This is a genomic window from Streptomyces sp. NPDC038280 (assembly GCF_055600045.1).
This window is the reverse complement of record NZ_JBVJYZ010000024.1, coordinates 31,136-46,683: the sequence shown is the minus strand read 5'-3', so window position 1 is coordinate 46,683 and position 15,548 is coordinate 31,136. Positions and strand designations below refer to the sequence as shown.

Genomic DNA, 15,548 nt, shown 5'->3' with positions numbered 1-15,548 from the left:
CGGGGAGCTGAAGGCCGGCCGGCGGGCCGCGCTCGCCGACCAGGCGCGGCCGGCGACCGCCGATCCGGAGGTAGCCGAGCGGATCGCCACCGTCTACGCGGCCCGGCTGAAGGAGCTCAAGGAGTCGTAGTCGGCGGGCAGGTGCCGTACCGGCAGGGGCCAGAGGGGAGGGTGCGGGGCAGGCCGGTCCGGGCCGGCTGCATCCGTGCGGGCATCAGGGGCCCGCGCCAAAGACAAGGGCTGTCATTCGGCGAGCGCCTCCACCTGGTCCAGGGTTGTCCCGTAACCGCCGGTCGCTGGTGAGACGATTTCTCCGTGGCTGGTGTGATCACGGGTCAGAACCTTGATAGCCCCGTTGGCTTTGTCCGGGACTGGTCGCCCGGGGACGGAACCCGGTAAGGACTTCGGTACCTGCGTCCGCGGGAAGTCACTGGTGCGGGCGTGTTGGCTCGGACAAACTGCGGCACATGGACTGGATACCCCTGCTCTCCACACTGACCGGTGCTGTCATCGGCATCACAGCCACCCTGATTGCCGATCGCACCCGGTGGCAGCGGGAGGAGTCCAGGCACGCTCTGGAGGTGCGGCGCGAGGTGTACACCGAGTTCGCTTCCGCCCTCAAAGCCGCGGGTGAGGAGATACGGGCCATCGCCTTGGGCGATCGACTGCCCGAGTCGGCACGTGACGCCGCCGTACGGGAAGCCGTCCGTGGCACCGGCCTTCCTACAGCGAGTGAACGCCTCTGGCTCGTGGGCCCTCCGCAGGTCGTGGCGGCGGGGAACGAGGCGTTTCACTGCCTGCGTGCGATACGCGACGCCTACGCCCGGGGGGTGGCTGTCGGCTCCGCCGAGGAAGCGCCCCTGATAGCGCGGCGGCGCACGGCCATGGCGCAGATGCGTCTCCTCATGCGTGAGGACTTGGGCATCGGGCCCCTCGGGATCGAGTGATCGTCACCGACGTGATCACACCAGCCAGAAAGATCGTCTCACCAGCGACCGGCAGTTACGGGACAGCCCTTGAGGCCGGGCCGCCGCTGTGGGCCGGCAGCTCGACCCCCTCACGGCTGCCGCAGGGTGCGGGAGGTCTTGTCCGAGAAGATCAGCACCCGCATCCGGGTGTGCCCCAGTTCGAGGCCGTCCTCGCCGTCGCGCGCGGGATCAAGGGCATGCCCCGCACTGCCGGTGCTGTTCACCGACGAGGAGATGACGCGGCTCGGCCGCGACCCCGCCGAACTCACCGTGCGTCCCGCGTACGCGATGCGCGCCAGCAGCGTCGCGGGGAACGGCACGTCCGTTTTCCTGCGGATCCGCGAAGAGGGAGGTGAACGCCATCCGCCCAGGTCCCGCACGTGCGCCCACCAGCAAGCCGGAAGCCGGCCGCACCTTGCCCAGGCCGCTGAGGGGGTTTACCGCCAGCATCCGCCTCGCGGGCAGGTTTCTCTCTTGCCGCTGTGGTGAGCGAAGGTGCAGCGTGTGTGCGAAGAAACGTGCAGAACCGTTGTTACCCGGACCAGGGCCGACGCCGAGGTGGCGCGCCGGGTGGCGCAGCCGGAGTGTGCCGGAGCAAGCAAGGGCTTTCTGTTGATCGTTCAAGGGTCGGTGTAGCGGTCACCGACTGACAGGGGCACGGCCGACGCATATGCATGCCCGACACAGGCGACAGTTACGGACATGTCCGTAATCGGTAACGTGAACATTTTGGTCCGTCACCGGGCCCGTCGGCGCTCCAGAGTTGGCGTCCTCGGCACACACCGTGCCGGGAACCCGCACCGCCCATCATCAGCTGTACCGGCTGATGACGCGCTGTTCACAAGGGGACACCACCTATGTCTGCTTCTTCGACCGCCCGCCGTATCGCGGCGACCGCCCTGGCCGCCGGCGCTGTCGTCTCGGCCTTCGCCGTGCCGGCCTCCGCACATGACGGCAACCACCGCGAGCGCCACCAGCGGGTCGAGATCAGCGCCGTGCAGGCCGACAGTCCCGGGCGCGAGAACCGCTCCAACTGGTCACTGAACGGCGAGTGGGTCGAGATCACCAACAACAGCCGCCGCGCCGTGAACCTGAATGGCTGGACCCTCAAGGACGCGGACGGCAACCGCTACCGCTTCCGCGAGGTGCGCCTCGCCGGCCACGCCACCGTACGCGTCCACACCGGCATCGGCCGGGACACCCGCACTGACCTCTACCAGGACCGCCGCAACTACGTCTGGGACAACTCCGACACCGCTACCCTGCGCGACGACCGCGGCCGCACCATCGACACCGAGTCCTGGGGCCGCCACCACCACCACCGCCGCTAACCCAACCACCCGGTGATCCGACCCCCTGCCCGCCAGCAGACGCAGGTCACCGGCCGACCGTGAACCGTGTGTGGGCCGGGCAGCCTCAGCCGCCCGGCCCCTCTCAAAGCTCCTGACCGCATGGGACGACGGCAGCGGCAGCGGAGTCATCGTCATTCCTTGAGGCCTCTGACTTGGCGTTGACTCCAGGCGCGCTGGGGAGCTGACGTCGCACGTACGGCCGAGCCAGATCGCGAGGGCTGCCGCCGTTGCGGTGCCTGGGAAGGCGTGGCTGCCCGTGTCGTGGCGGGTGGCTACAGCGCGGGCGTGTTCGAGCTTGCTGATGGCCCCCTCGACGGTGTTGCGTTTCTTGTACCGCGCTCGGTCGAAGCCTGGTGGGCGTCCGCCTCGTGAGCCTTTGCGCAGGCGAGGCGGCTTGGCTGTCGGCCATTTCCCTCTCGGCCTGGGCCGAGGGCAACCCAGCGAAGAGCTGGGCGGCCCTCGTGTTCGAGGCCGCCGAGGAATCGCTCGCCGCCGAGGAATTGCTCGATCTGCTTCCCTCGGCGCAACGCTCCCGCCGACTTGTCCGGCCGGCGAGGCCCTGACCCGTCGGTCACTCCACTTTCGCTTCGCGTCGCCGATGGCGACGCGGGAAGACGCCGAGGATCGAAAGGCGCCAACTCCCATTCTTCCGGTTGCCGCTGCCCGGCCTTCACAGTTCAGTCATGTATGGGGGTCGAGCGCCGCTGCCGCGCCATGAAGATCACCGTCGTAACCGACATCACAAGGAAGAACAGGGCTGCCCCACCCGACATCACGGCCAGCACGGTTGCCCCGCCGCCATCGACATCGCCTTCACGGGCCACCACCTGAGGATCGTGCGCCTCGTATCGGACGGTGAGCCGAGTGCCCACAGAGCTCTTGCCGCCGCCGCTGCCGACCGGCAGATCCGCCACCACCGTCCGACCATGGGCCTCGAAGGGGCGAACCATCAGGGACGTCGGCGAGGACGCGGGGCGTTGGGCCGGGGGCGTGGACTTCGCGCAGGGTGTCGATCAGGTCGGGGACGTGGTCGTCGCGGCGGGTGGGGGGCAGTTGGGAGGACAGCGCCGGTAGGTGGGGGCCGTGTTGCGGATGCACCCTTGACGGCCCCTCTCTCCTGGCCCCTGCCGGGCCCCGGCACTCCCGCCGGCCGGTGACGCCGGGGGTGTGCCGCTCCGCGCCACGAAATCTTGCCCAGGACGCTTCAGTCTGCTGCGACACGGCCCTTTCAGTGAGGCTCCGGGACTGCCTCCGATCGCCTGGCCCTCTCAACGCCTGAGGCGTCTTGCCCGGCCGGCTGAATGCTCAGCGCGGCTCGGCTGTCGCGTTCACTGGCCGGCTACGGCGCTCAGTGACCGCAGGTGGGCAAGCCCTGGCCGGAGTGGTCCGGACGATGCGCGTTCGATTCTCGTTCGTGTACGGCTGTGGTGGGAGCTGTCGCCCTGTGTTCTGTGCCAGTGAACCGTGCGCGGGTGCCGTCGGGGGGCGCGTGGTGCGGGCCGCTCACTGGGACTGCCTGCCTCCGGGCTCGCACAGGCGTACGGCGAGGGCGGCGACGTCGTCGTCGAGGCGTCCTCTGCTGTAGTGGAGGAGGTCGCGGTGAAGAGCCGTGAGCAGTTCGCGGGGCGGTGTCGGGGGCTGTCGGCGCATCCATGCTGCCAGCGGGAAGAACTCGCCGTCGCGGGCGCGGGCTTCGGCGATCCCGTCGGTATAGAGGAGCAGCAGGTCGGCGGGGGCGAAGTCGAAGGTGTCGACGTGGTAGTGATCGCCGATCAGTTCCGCGAGGCTGAGCAGTGGGGCGGGGGTGGCGGGCTCGAGGAGGCGGAGTTTCCCGCGGTTCAGGAGCAGCGGTGGGGGGTGTCCGCAGTTGAGGATGTCGATGCGTCTGCCCTCGTGCGGGATCTGGACGAGAAGGGCGGTGGCGAAGCGCTCCATCGGCCCCTCGGGCGGAAAGGCGGCGTTGTAACGGGTGCTGCTGGCGTCCAGCCGGCGTGCGACGTTGACCAGGTCGTTTTCGCCGTAGGCCGCTTCCCGGAAGGCGTTGACGATCGCCGCGGCCGCCCCCACTGCCGGCAGGCCCTTGCCGCGTACGTCACCGATGAGCAGCCTGACCCCGTACGGCGTGTCGACCACCTCGTAGAAGTCACCGCCGATGCGGGCTTCCGCCGCGGCCGCGAGGTACAGCGACTCGATCTCGACGTTCTTGAAGCGGCGTGGCATGGGGCTCAGCACCACCTGTTGCGCCGCGTCGGCGACGAGCCGTACCTGGAAGAGGGTGCGCTCCCGCTGGAGCCGGACGTGGCTTCCGTACGCGGCGGCCACGGTGACCGCGATGATTCCCGCCGCCGTCCACCATGTCCCCAGATCGGGGAAGACGAGGCTGAGGCCGATCATGAGAAAGAGGCAGACCGTCCCGAGCAGGACGGTCGGAAGGACCGGCCACATGGCGGCGGCCAGGGCCGGCGCCGCGGGCAGGAGGCGGCTGAAGGCCATGTCCGGCGGAGTGGTGTATGCCAGGCTGGCGATGACGACGGTCAGGATGACCGGCGACAGCCGCACAAGTCTTCCCGGGCCGGGGCGTCGACGCAGCCTCGGCCGTACGGACTCGATCACACTTCCCAGAATATCCAGGTAACGACGGCATAGCGCTCTGACGAACGGAGTCGGGTCTGCCTGCCCCTCCCGCTCCGCAGTCGATGAGCGCCCCGTTGGCCCCGCCCCCGTGTCGGTGAAAGTCTGCTGTCACTGATCAGCCTTCGCCGGCTTAGGGACACCGTGGGCCGGCAGCACGACCAGCGCCGTCACCGACCTGCTCGTCCGCCACGCGGCCCGGTGGAGCTGACGCCGGCCACGGCCCGGCAGACCGCGTCCAAGGCCGTGGGGGCCGGTTCGCGATCCTCCCTCTGCGCTGCCCGGTGGACGTGGATCCCGGTCTCCACCGGCTACTGCATTGGCCTGGCGGCGGCTGTCACCCTGGCGGTGCAGGCCCTGCCCCCGTCTGCTGGGGTGGCGGCTGTCACCCTGGCGGTGCAGGCCCTGCCGCCGTCTGCTGGGGTGGCGGACGTCTCCGGCAGCGTCCGGTTCTTCGATCGCGGTCCGGCGGAGCCGGCTCGGATGATCCCGGGGGTGGAGCCGGCGCTGTACGGGCTGCCGGTGGCGATCGGGGTGGGCCGGGGCCGAACTGACAGCGCCGGGTTCCCGGATTCCCACAGCCCCTGGAACTGGAACGTGAATCCAACGGTCCCGGCTGGATGCCGCCGGCCCGAGCTGCCCTGCCGGATGACCGGCGGGGCCCTTGCTGCCTGGATGCTGTTGGTGCGGTACGTGAGTCGCCCTCGCGACCGAGCCTCTCGACACGGGGGGCCCTGCCCCAGGGGCACGGAGTGCGCCTCCGTGTCCCCCTTGGCCTCATGACCTCACAACCGGGCTCCCCCGGAGCTCTCCGGCCGGCTCTACTTGATGGTGGCGAAGGGCTTCCAGCCGGTGCCGATCTTGACGCCGGAGCCGATGGTGCCGGTGCCGGTGCCGGCGTAGCGGTAGAGGTCGCCGGCGGTGGTGCGGCCGACGATGTCGTTCTTGCCGTCGCCGGTGAGGTCGCCGATGCCGACCATGTTCACCATGCCGCCCCAGCCCGAGCCGGTCTTCACGCCGGAACCGATGGTGCCGCGCCCCGTGCCCAGGTAGCGGTAGAGGTAGCCGGTCGAGGTACGGGCAACGAGGTCGGCGTGCTTGTCGCCGTTGAGATCGCCGGTGCCGACGATGGTGAGCGACTTCCAGCCGCTGCCGATCTTGCCGACCCGGGTGAGGCCGCCGGCCTTGGTCCCCGCGAACAGGTAGAGGTCCCCGGTGGAGATCTGACGGGCGACCAGGTCCGGGACGCGGTCGGCGTTGAAGTCGCCGGAGTACGTGAGCGCGTCGAAGCCGTTCCAGCCACTGCTGCCGATCCGGGTACGGGGCGCGGCCGGGGTGACCGGCGTGCCGCAGACGGGGTGGTAGCGGTACAGCTCGCCCGCACTGGTGGTGACAAGGGTGTCGTTGCAGCCGTCGCCGTCCAGGTCCCCGAAGGGGATCAGCGTGGACGTGGTCGGCCAGGTACCGCCGCTCACCCTGGCGGAGAGGGTCTTGTTGGCATTGCCCTGGTAGACCGTCAGCGCGCCGGTGGTGCTCTGCGCGTACAGGTCGGGGAAGCCGTCGCTGCCGACGTAGTCGCGGTGCTTGGCAGGAGTCGTCGGCGTGGGCGTCGGGGTCGGGGAGGTGAGGCCGGTGCCGGCAGCCATCAACTGCCTGTCCGTGGCGTAGCCGGTGGTGGGCGCCTGCTTGTCGTGGGCCCAGATGGCGGTCGCGTTGCCGTCGGGGCCGACGGCAACCCTGCCGTCGGCGTACGTGGCGGGAACGGTGCTCAGCAGAGCCGGGGTGGTCCACGTTCCCTTGACGCGCGCGGAGGTGTGGAAGGTCCGCAGTCCGCCGTCGCCGGCAACCTGCGCCCATCCCACCTGTACTGTCCCGTCGGCGCCGATGGCGACGTCGTATCCGTCCTCCAGCGCGTCGGTGGGTGCATCCGCGGTGGACAGGGTCTTCACCGCCGACCAGACGCCTGCAGCGGTACGGGACGCCGTGCGGACGGCCGGGTGGTAGTCGGCCCCGGAGCCGGGAGACTCCTTCCACACGAGCGTGACCTCGCCCAACGGTCCGACCAGGGGTTCTTGGAGCTGCCCGGCCGCGTCGCCCACCTGCCACCCGGTCGGTGAGGTCCACGTCTTGCTGCCGGCGGGACGGACCATGTTGACGATCTTGGTGTCCACCACGTCGTTGACGTCGCCGACCTTGAGGTGGAACCACGACACGACGGTGGTGCCGTCCGCTCCGACGGCCACGTGCGGGGTGCCGCCCTCGTTGGGCGTTCCGACCGGCTGGGGTGCGGTCCACTGGGAGGCGTCAGGTGCGCGCTCGGCGGTCATCACGGCCGTGCCGAGATCGGATCCCCGGCCCCACACGACCGTCGTCGTGCCGTCCGGCGCAACGGCCACCCGGGGCATGGCCGCCCCGTCCGTCACGAGCTCGGGCGACGACCAGGCGCCGGTACCGGTGCGCTGCGCCGAGTACACCCGCGCGGAGTCCGCCTGCCACACCAGCACGCTCTTGCCGGTTGCGTTGCTCGCGAAGTCGAAGGAGAACACGCGGCCCTGGGAGGCGGAGACGTCCACCGGGGCGGGCCACGCAGTCGATCCCTTCGCCAGCGTGGAGGATCTCACCAGGGAAAGGTCCGTGGTGGCCTCGTGAATCCATGCCACCGTCACTCTGCCATCCGCCCCCGCTTCCAGCCGGGGGCTTTCGCGGACGGCGGTCGAGGTCGTGTCCAACAGCGTCGGGGTGCTCCACGCCATGCTCTTCGCAGGCCTGGTGGCGACCCACAGTTCCCGATCGTTTGTTGCGGTGACGTCGAACTGCCAGAGGGCAACGACGGTGCCGTCCCTCGTCGTCGTCATGTCCCGGACGACGACCTTCTGATTCGCCTTCCCGGCCAGCACCTCCGGCGTGCTCCACGGCCCCGTCTGGGCCGCTGCCGCCACGGTCGCCGTGGCCAGGACGGTCGTGGCGAGGCCCCCCACGCCGACCGCTCCCAGTGCCATGGCCGGGACGAGCGCCGCCGCCGTGACGATTCTTCTGTTGTTCGTCAAAAGAGTGTTCCTCCCCCTCTTACAAGGGCGCGACAGTAACAGCAGCGCTGAGGGGCCAGGCATGCGGGGCGACCATGATCGAGAGGCCTGCGTGAGCACGTTCAGAGGACGTGCGAGGGCCTGTCACCGTGGGGTGAAGCGCGCGGTGCAGGAGGATCGTCCAGCACTCGCAAACCCTCATCGCCTGGGCCGCCGTCACCCTCATGACCCGTCGCGTCAACCGCTGAGCGGCCGCCCTCGGTCACCGCGCCAGTCGCCCAACGGCTCTTGATACCCGCAGGCCGCGCACGGCTTCTCAGGCGCGGCGCACCCGCCAGAGCCATGCTGCGGTGCCGGCGAGCAGGGCGAGCGTGATCAGGTTGGCCAGGAGGGCCGGGGTGCCGGCCGGGGCGCCCGACAGGTTCCAGGTGGTGATGACGGCGCTCGGCAGGATGGCGGTGAGCAGTACGCCGGTGGTTTTGTGGACGGCGGTCCAGTGCACTGAGGTGCACAGAAGTACCGCGCCGGTGATGCGGAACAGGACGCCGAACAGCGGCCCGGGGAGGTCGGGGAAGACCATCATGAAGGGCAGCGAGAGGGTGAGCATCAGGAGCGGGACCAGGGGGTGCACCTTGCCGGGCCGGGCGGGTGCGCCGGCACCGCTGCGGGCCGAGGCCCCGCCGTCCCCGTTCCCCGCCTCGGCCAGCGCCGTTGCCGCGATCGTGCGGGGGTCGCCCAGCTCGGCGAGGATCTCGCCGATCGCGGCGTCGGGGCGTTCGGCGCGGGCCACCTCGATGTGTTCGGCGAGGTCGGCGAGGAGTTCCTGGCGACGGTCGGCGGGCAGTGCGGAGCCCTCGCGCTCGACGGCGCGGAGGTAGTCGCGTACGGGGTCGGCAGAGGTTTTCATGCGAGGTCTCCGGTGGAGGGGTGCGGGGTGGCCAGGAACGCGTCGACGGCGTTGCGGAAGCCGGGCCACAGGCGGGTGAACTCCTCGAGCGCGGCCCGGCCGCTGTCGGTGAGCGCGTAGTAGCGACGGGGTGGTCCGGAGGCGGATTCCTGCCAGGTGGTGGTGACCAGGTCGTCGCGGCGGAGTCGGGAGAGCAGCGGGTAGACCGTGCCCTGGCTGGTGGCCAGGGCGCCGGAGTCCTCCAGGGCGTTGAGGAGTTCCACGCCGTAGCGGGGGCGGTCCCGCATCAGGGCGAGTACGCAGTACTCCAGGACGCCCTTGCGCAGCTGGGCGGCTGCCCGGGCCTGCTTGGCCGACTCACCTGGTTCCATGCGATGCAAGATACCTGGTGGGGCAAGTGAATGAGAAGGGGGGCCGGATTCCCTTGGGCCCATCAGCTCTGGTGGTGGCGGTGGCTGCGGCGTTCCGGGGCGTCTCCGCTGTCCCGGGCAGCGCGTCGACCGGGTCGGGATCCTGGTGCTGAGCGGGGGTCATTCTCGTGAACAGCTCTGCGTACGTGGGGGGTTGGCACCGGTCCTGTGCGGTGGGCTACGTTGTGCGGCGATGACTACCGGGACGGCATTGCGCCACACACGGATTGGTGACCCGGCGCTCCTCTGAGCGCCGTACGGGCCAGTGCCGGCCCGCTGTTGGACCGAGGACCCGGCGCTGCTGCGCGGGCTCCGCCTCCTGTCGTGCTGACCACAGCTCGACACGTCAACCACGACAGGAGACCTCATGCCCATCACGACGCTGCACGTTCCCACCGCGGACGGCCGGGCCGACGCTTTCGCCGCCTTCCCCGACGGTGGTGAGCGGCACCCGGGGGTGCTGATGTACGCGGACGGCTTCGGCATCCGGCCCGTGCTGCGGGAGATGGCCCGCGAACTGGCCGGGCACGGGTACTACGTGCTCGTCCCCAACCTCTTCTACCGGCACGGCCCGGCACCGGTGATCGACCTTCCCGGGCACATCGGAGAAGAGGCCCGGCCCGCGGTCTTCGCCCAGCTGATGCCCTTGATCGAAGCGCACACCGCCGACCGTGTCCTGAGCGACGCCGACGCCTACCTCAGGTTTCTCACCACCCGGCCCGGGGTCGGCGCCGGGCCGGTCGCGGTGACCGGCTACTGCATAGGCGGCCTCCTGGCGGTGCGCACCGCCGCGGCCCACCCCGGCCAGGTGGCCGCCGTCGCCGCCTTCCACGGCCCCGTGGGCGCCGACGGGCCCGGCAGCCTCGCCGGGCTGACCGCCGAGGTCCACCTCGGTCACGCCGAGGGCGACCTGACGCCCGAGGCCCTCGGCGAGCTCAACCAGGCCCTGGACGCCGCGGGGGTCGGCTACACCTCCGAGATCTACCCCGGCACCGTCCACGGCTTCACCATGTCCGACACCGACGCCTTCAACCCCGCCGCGCTGCAGCGCCACTGGGACCGCCTGCTGCCCCTCCTCGACCGCACCCTGGCCCACGGCTGAGGCTTGGGCCCGGAACCCGGACCCGCAGTACGTGGCTCCGGAGCCCCCAGCGGTTCTATTGAGGCCTGTGTGAGGGCGGGCGCAGCCCGCCCTCATCCGGCCTGCGCCACCGGGCCGTGATCCCCCCTGGGCTGAAGCCGATCCTGCTCCCCGGCCCGGCAACCCGGTGACCGTTCGCCGCGGGCCATCGCCTGTGGCGAGTTCGCGGACGCTGGGCGAAAAGGCCGGCGTTCAGGCCGGCAGCGCCGCCAACAGGCTGCGCCGCGCGGAGGATGCCCGCACGCGCCACAGCCGCAGCGAGGAGAGCTGAGGCCGCAGTGAGGCCCACCGCCCGCAGCGTGCTGATCATGCCCGGATCGACGACCGTCACCCGGCCGGGATGCTGACGCTCTGACCGCAACGGCTGTCCGCGGGGCGTCCACGGCGTTACGGTCCCGCCCTGCCCGGCCGGGGCAATCAGCCCCCGATGGGCCGGAAGATCCCGCCCGGAATGACCACCGGCCGGTCGATCGCCTTGAAGCGGTACTCCATGGTCACGTCGTCGATCAGGAACGGCATCCGGTTCGCCGCGTCCTCGATCACCAGGAAGCTGATGTTCACCTTCTGCGGAGACGAGCTGTAGAAGGCGTCGGGCAGTGCGACCGTCACCTTCTCGTAGGAACCGCTGGTCCCGGCCTTGTTCATGCGGTCGTGCAGCTCATGGGGTGTGCCGTCCTCCGCCGTGGCCTCCACGACCAGCTGGCGGAAGCCGAAGCCGCTCGTCCCGGCGTGGACCACGTCGCTGCGCACCCAGAACGACAGCACCGGAACCCGGTACGCCGGGACCGTGACCTGCTGCGAGACGCGGCTCATGCCGGTCAGGCCCTGGCCGCCCAGCTCCGCCTTGCCGGTGCCCGAGTGGGCCGGCCACGCGGAGGAGCTGTTGATGGGGTGCCCTGCGAACGGGGTCACCTTCTCGTTCCAGGACGCGTTGCCGCTTTCGAAGCCGGGGTTCACGATCTCGGACGTGCCCGCGCTGGCGTTCGGTGCGGCCATGAACACACCCGTGGCCGCGACGGCGGTGGCGGCGGCGAGAATGCTCGCTCTCCGCGCTCTCTTTCTCATGGGTCTCCCGGCTGTTTCTCGGTTTTCGAACGGGGACACGCCGAACAGCCGGGCGGCCGGCCCCCGTACACCCCTGACGGCATGTCACCAGGGTGCTGCGGCGGGCCCTGCCCGAGGAGAACGGTGGTCGGCCGTCTTAACCGCGGCGCACACTGTAACGCCCCGGTGTGACAATGGGGCCTCGGGGCCGGCGGGCGCTGATACACGGGCGCCGACGCGCCCGGGCCGGCTCGCCGAACGCGTGCGCCGCTCGATGCGTCGTGTCCAGGGGCGGCCGGTGTGTCACCGCTTCTTTGCGGGCTTGGCGCCCGGGGTGAACACACCGGGGCGCTCGGACCAGTAGGCGGGCGCCAGGAGGCGCCGGGCGAACATGATGATCACTCCAGTGGCCGCGATGCCGATGCCGATGACGAGCGGCGGGCCCATGCCGAACCAGGAGACGCCGCTGTAGGAGTTGCGCGGGTCGGACATGTCGATGACCGATTCGGCGAGCAGCCAGGTCAGCAGTACGGAGCCGGTCACCGGGCCGAGGCCGATGAAGAGGAAGTTGCGCAGGCTCTCGGTCAGCCGGCGGCGGTAGTAGAGCGCGCAGGCCACGCCGGTGAGGGCGTAATAGAACGCGATGAGCAGCGACAGGGCGGTCAGTGAGTCGAACAGGGCGTTGGTGCTGATCTGGTTGACCGCCAGGTACCAGGTGATGGCCACGGCCGCGACCCACCAGGTGCTGGTGTGCGGGGTGCGGAAGCGGGGGTGGATGCGGGAGAAGTGAGCGGGCAGGGCGTGGCGGCGGGCCATGGACAAAAGGGTGCGGGAGGCGGGGATGATCGTGGTCTGGGTTGATGCGAGGGCGGAGGTGGAGACCGCGAGGAGCACGATCCAGTCCCAGCCGCCCATGACTTCTCCGGCGAGCAGGGCGAAAATTGCTTCCTCCTCATCGGCGTTGTCGGCCAGGAAGGCGGTGCCGGCGTAGGCGACGACGGCGAAGGCGACCGATACGTACGTCACCAGGAGCACGATCGTGGACCAGATGCCCGCTTTGCCGGGCGCGGTGGCGGGGTCTTTCACCTCTTCGGTGAGGTTGACCGCCGATTCCCAGCCCCAGTAGAGGAACACCCCCAGCAGGAGTCCCGCGGTCAGCGCCGCGCCTCCGGCGCCGAACGGGTCCAGCCAGCCGGGCGCGGGGATGAGGGACTTCAGCGTCGACGTTTGGGCGTGGACGCGGTAGAGGGCCACCGCCGCGAAGGCGAGGAGGCAGGCGACCTGGGCGAGGATGAGGACGTTTTGCACCTTGGCCGACGCCTCGGTACCGATGACGCACACGGCTGTCATCACCACGATGAGGAGCACGGTCAGTGTCTGGCGCACCGGCTCGCTCTCGGCCCAGCTGTCCAGGCCGACGGTGAGCAGGCCGAAGGTGACCGCGACGTCGGCCAGTGACCCGACGACCAGGACACCGGTCATCGCCACGGCCCAGCCGCCGAGCCAGCCCGCCCACGGTCCCATCGCCCGGGTGACCCAGGAGAAGGTCGTGCCGCAGTCCTGGTCGGCCTTGTTGAGGTAGAAGAACGCCGAGGCGATCAGCAGCATCGGCACGAACGCGGCGAGCATGACGCCGGGGGCGTGGACGCCCACGAGCGCCACGACCGGGCCGATGGCGGCGGCCAGTGAGTAGGCCGGGGAGGTGGAGTTCAGGCCGATGACGAGCGCGTCGGTGAAGCCGATCGCATCGGTTTTCAGGCCCCGGGGCGCGTCGGCGCCCGCGATGTCGTCGTTCATTCTCCCTCGCTTCGGTGTCGGCGTGGCTGGTGCGGGGTGCCCCCGGGGGTGCCGGGGGGGGCAGGAGAGGGGAGGGGTGCGGCGGTGCGCCCGGCCCGTTGGGTGGCCGGGGCGCACCGCCGCGTCGGTCCTACTGGTCGCGCATGGCCCAGGGGGAGCCGTAGGCGCTCAGCAGGTCCAGGAAGGGTTGGGGGGCGAAGGCTTCGGGGCCAAGGACGCCGGCGGCGCTCCAGGTACCGTCCGCCAGCAGTTCCAGGGCGACGACCGGGTTGATGGCGGTCTGCCAGACCACGGCCTGCGAGCCGTATTCGCGCATCGACCACTGGTTGTCGACGACGTGGTACAGGTACACCTGGCGCGCACGGCCGTCCTTGGTTCCCTTCACCCAGGTGCCGGCGCACGTCTTGCCGTGCATACGGTCGCCGAGCGTGGCCGGGTCGGGCAGGCAGGCCGCGACGACGTCACGCGGACAGACCTCGACGCCGCCGGGCAGGGTCACCTTCCCGGTGCGGTCAAGGCCCAGCTTGTGCAGTGTTTTGAGGGTCTCGATGAACTCCTCGCCCAGCCCGTACTTGAAGGTGACCCGCTGGGCGTCCACCCAGCGCGGGATGAGCAGCACCTCTTCGTGTTCGATGTTGACGCACTCGAGGGGGCCGATTCCCTCGGGGAAGTCGAAGACCTCCGGTTCGCTGAAGGGAGCGGTGGTGAACCAGCCGCGGTCCTTCTCCCAGATCACCGGCGGGTTCAGGCATTCCTCGATCGTCGTCCAGATGGAGAAGGACGGCGCGAAGCCGTAGCCGTCGACCGTCAGGTCGGCGCCGTCGCGGACCCCGATCTCCTCGATCTCGTCGAACAGTTCCTGCGCCGCGTAGCGGGCGAAGACGTCCGAGAGGCCGGGCTCCACGCCGACGCCGACGAGCGCCAGCCTGCCGGCTTTCTCCCACTGGGCGGCGCGGTCGAACTGCCGGTCGCCGAGTTTGATCCCGCACTGCTCATACGGGCGCTCGGGGTGCCGGGAGGACAGGGACATCGCCATGTCCAGGTAGTGCGCGCCGGCTGCCAGCGCGGCCTCGAACAGCGGCATGACGTACCGCGGGTCGGTGGCGTTCAGCAGCACATCGCACCGCTCCTGCCGGAGCAGGCCGGTGACCGCGGCCTGGTCGCCGGCGTCGACGCGTGCCGCGCTGAACCGCCTCTCACCCGCGCCCAGTACGGCCACGGCCGCCTGGGCGCGGGAGGCGTCGTAGTCGGCGACGACCATGTGGTCGAAGAAGGAGCGGCGGGCGGCGATCTTGGTGATCGCGGTGCCCACGCCGCCCGCGCCCACAAGGAGTACTCGCATGGCAAAGAAGCCTTTCATCGGGAAGGCCGAGGCCCTGGGTGCGCCATGAAACGGGCCCGCCCCAAAATGCGTCAACGGCGTTGGCATAAGCTGGTGCCGCCGCCGGCTCCGGGGGCCGGTGACCGCGACCCGGCCGGTGCCGGCCCGGCGCACCCGCCGGCTTCGGGCGGGCGGTTGAAGGGAGCGGTCATGGCCAAGAAGGTGGTGCCGCAGGCGGACCGGCGCCGCAGGAAACCGACCAAGCAGGGCGTGGTCCTCACGCAGCAGCTGATCGTGGAGACCGCACTGCGCATGCTGCACGAACACGGCCCAGAAGGGCTGACTGTGCGGCGTCTGGGCGTGGCGCTCGGCGCCGATCCCAGCACGCTGTACCGCTACTTCCGCGGCACCGACGACCTGACGCTGGCCATCGCCGACGAGCTGATCGGACGCGCCATGCTGGGCTGGCGGGCCACCGGTGACTGGCGCGCCGACCTGCGGGGCGTCGGTCTTCGCATCCACAGCGCCTACCTCAGCCACCCCGAGGCGGCCGTGCTGACCGCCAACCGGGTCAGTGGGCGGTCCCATGAGATCGCCGCCGACGAGGCGATCCTGGGCATCCTGCGCTCCGCGGGCCTGCCCGATCCCGATGTCGTACGCGTCTATCAGGCGTTCATCGACCTGGCCCTCGCCTTCGCCGCCCTCGACGCCGCCAGCCTCGCCCTCCCGCAGGCGGCCCGGGCAGCCGACGAGGCAGTGTGGCGCGCAACCTACGCCCGGCTGTCCCCCCAGAGCCATCCGAACATCGCAGCCACCGCTCCCCTGCTGGTCGCCCGCATGAACGACAGCGCCTACCCGAGCGCCCTGGAGATGCTGCTCGACAGCGCGGCGGCAACGCTCGCGACTGCTCCGCGGCCAAGGCCAGGCCGTGTTGAGGCCGGCCGCGGCGTC

At 70.6% G+C, this 15,548-nt stretch carries 12 protein-coding genes and 1 pseudogene; 4 read left to right on the top strand and 9 right to left on the bottom strand.

From position 1 onward, the window contains the following. Positions 1-467 precede the first annotated feature (467 nt). Positions 468-947: a hypothetical protein gene (locus ACZ7J0_RS31365; protein ID WP_470893071.1), complete on the top strand. Its 480-nt coding sequence runs from the start codon at positions 468-470 to the stop codon at positions 945-947. Between the two features lie 110 nt (positions 948-1,057). Here the strand turns inward: ACZ7J0_RS31365 and ACZ7J0_RS31360 are convergent, their stop codons facing one another. Further along, the gene (locus ACZ7J0_RS31360; protein WP_470893069.1) at positions 1,058-1,288 is read right to left on the bottom strand and encodes a hypothetical protein; all 231 of its coding nucleotides are present in this window, start codon (positions 1,286-1,288) and stop codon (positions 1,058-1,060) included. Between the two features lie 537 nt (positions 1,289-1,825). Between ACZ7J0_RS31360 and ACZ7J0_RS31355 the strand changes: the two genes are divergently transcribed. Next, complete coding sequence (locus ACZ7J0_RS31355; protein WP_470893067.1) at positions 1,826-2,299, top strand: lamin tail domain-containing protein; 474 nt, start codon at positions 1,826-1,828, stop codon at positions 2,297-2,299. Positions 2,300-2,997: 698 nt separating this feature from the next. Here the strand turns inward: ACZ7J0_RS31355 and ACZ7J0_RS31350 are convergent. The 5 genes from ACZ7J0_RS31350 to ACZ7J0_RS31330 form a co-directional block, all read right to left on the bottom strand. Next, positions 2,998-3,237 (bottom strand): hypothetical protein, encoded by a 240-nt coding sequence (locus ACZ7J0_RS31350; protein ID WP_470893065.1) that lies wholly within the window; start codon positions 3,235-3,237, stop codon positions 2,998-3,000. A 586-nt stretch (positions 3,238-3,823) separates the two neighbouring features. Continuing rightward, positions 3,824-4,879, bottom strand: a complete 1,056-nt coding sequence (locus ACZ7J0_RS31345; protein WP_470893063.1) for a PP2C family protein-serine/threonine phosphatase — start codon at positions 4,877-4,879, stop codon at positions 3,824-3,826. Between the two features lie 893 nt (positions 4,880-5,772). Continuing rightward, entirely contained in the window at positions 5,773-7,998 is a 2,226-nt protein-coding gene (locus ACZ7J0_RS31340) for an FG-GAP repeat domain-containing protein (protein ID WP_470893062.1), read from the bottom strand. Between the two features lie 295 nt (positions 7,999-8,293). Then, positions 8,294-8,884, bottom strand: coding sequence for an HAAS signaling domain-containing protein (locus ACZ7J0_RS31335; RefSeq protein ID WP_470893060.1), 591 nt, complete (start codon positions 8,882-8,884; stop codon positions 8,294-8,296). Beyond that, positions 8,881-9,255 carry a PadR family transcriptional regulator gene (locus tag ACZ7J0_RS31330; protein WP_470893059.1) on the bottom strand — a complete coding sequence of 125 codons (375 nt, stop codon included), beginning with the start codon at positions 9,253-9,255 and terminating at the stop codon, positions 8,881-8,883. Before ACZ7J0_RS31330 ends, ACZ7J0_RS31335 begins: the two co-directional genes overlap by 4 nt. A gap of 406 nt (positions 9,256-9,661) precedes the next feature. On the opposite strand from ACZ7J0_RS31330, the gene ACZ7J0_RS31325 reads away from it, so the two are divergent. Then, positions 9,662-10,396: a dienelactone hydrolase family protein gene (locus ACZ7J0_RS31325; protein WP_470893058.1), complete on the top strand. Its 735-nt coding sequence runs from the start codon at positions 9,662-9,664 to the stop codon at positions 10,394-10,396. A 456-nt stretch (positions 10,397-10,852) separates the two neighbouring features. On the opposite strand, the gene ACZ7J0_RS31320 is transcribed toward ACZ7J0_RS31325, so the two are convergent. From ACZ7J0_RS31320 to ACZ7J0_RS31310, 3 genes are all read right to left on the bottom strand, one after another. After that, positions 10,853-11,500, bottom strand: coding sequence for a hypothetical protein (locus ACZ7J0_RS31320; protein WP_470893056.1), 648 nt, complete (start codon positions 11,498-11,500; stop codon positions 10,853-10,855). A gap of 282 nt (positions 11,501-11,782) precedes the next feature. Continuing rightward, positions 11,783-13,276 (bottom strand): APC family permease, encoded by a 1,494-nt coding sequence (locus ACZ7J0_RS31315; RefSeq protein ID WP_470893054.1) that lies wholly within the window; start codon positions 13,274-13,276, stop codon positions 11,783-11,785. A 130-nt stretch (positions 13,277-13,406) separates the two neighbouring features. Continuing rightward, positions 13,407-14,618, bottom strand: a complete 1,212-nt coding sequence (locus tag ACZ7J0_RS31310; protein WP_470893052.1) for a saccharopine dehydrogenase family protein — start codon at positions 14,616-14,618, stop codon at positions 13,407-13,409. A 189-nt stretch (positions 14,619-14,807) separates the two neighbouring features. Between ACZ7J0_RS31310 and ACZ7J0_RS31305 the strand changes: the two are divergent. Further along, positions 14,808-15,500 (top strand): annotated as a pseudogene (locus ACZ7J0_RS31305) (TetR/AcrR family transcriptional regulator); the annotation flags it as partial. Positions 15,501-15,548 lie beyond the last annotated feature (48 nt).

Excerpts from the sequence above, each read along its gene's own strand:
- ACZ7J0_RS31365 (WP_470893071.1), top strand. The coding sequence starts at position 468 with ATGGACTGGATACCCCTGCTCTCCACACTGACCGGTGCTGTCATCGGC.
- ACZ7J0_RS31355 (WP_470893067.1), top strand. The coding sequence starts at position 1,826 with ATGTCTGCTTCTTCGACCGCCCGCCGTATCGCGGCGACCGCCCTGGCC.
- ACZ7J0_RS31335 (WP_470893060.1), bottom strand. The coding sequence starts at position 8,884 with ATGAAAACCTCTGCCGACCCCGTACGCGACTACCTCCGCGCCGTCGAG.
- ACZ7J0_RS31330 (WP_470893059.1), bottom strand. The coding sequence starts at position 9,255 with ATGGAACCAGGTGAGTCGGCCAAGCAGGCCCGGGCAGCCGCCCAGCTG.
- ACZ7J0_RS31325 (WP_470893058.1), top strand. The coding sequence starts at position 9,662 with ATGCCCATCACGACGCTGCACGTTCCCACCGCGGACGGCCGGGCCGAC.
- ACZ7J0_RS31320 (WP_470893056.1), bottom strand. The coding sequence starts at position 11,500 with ATGAGAAAGAGAGCGCGGAGAGCGAGCATTCTCGCCGCCGCCACCGCC.
- ACZ7J0_RS31315 (WP_470893054.1), bottom strand. The coding sequence starts at position 13,276 with ATGAACGACGACATCGCGGGCGCCGACGCGCCCCGGGGCCTGAAAACC.
- ACZ7J0_RS31310 (WP_470893052.1), bottom strand. The coding sequence starts at position 14,618 with ATGCGAGTACTCCTTGTGGGCGCGGGCGGCGTGGGCACCGCGATCACC.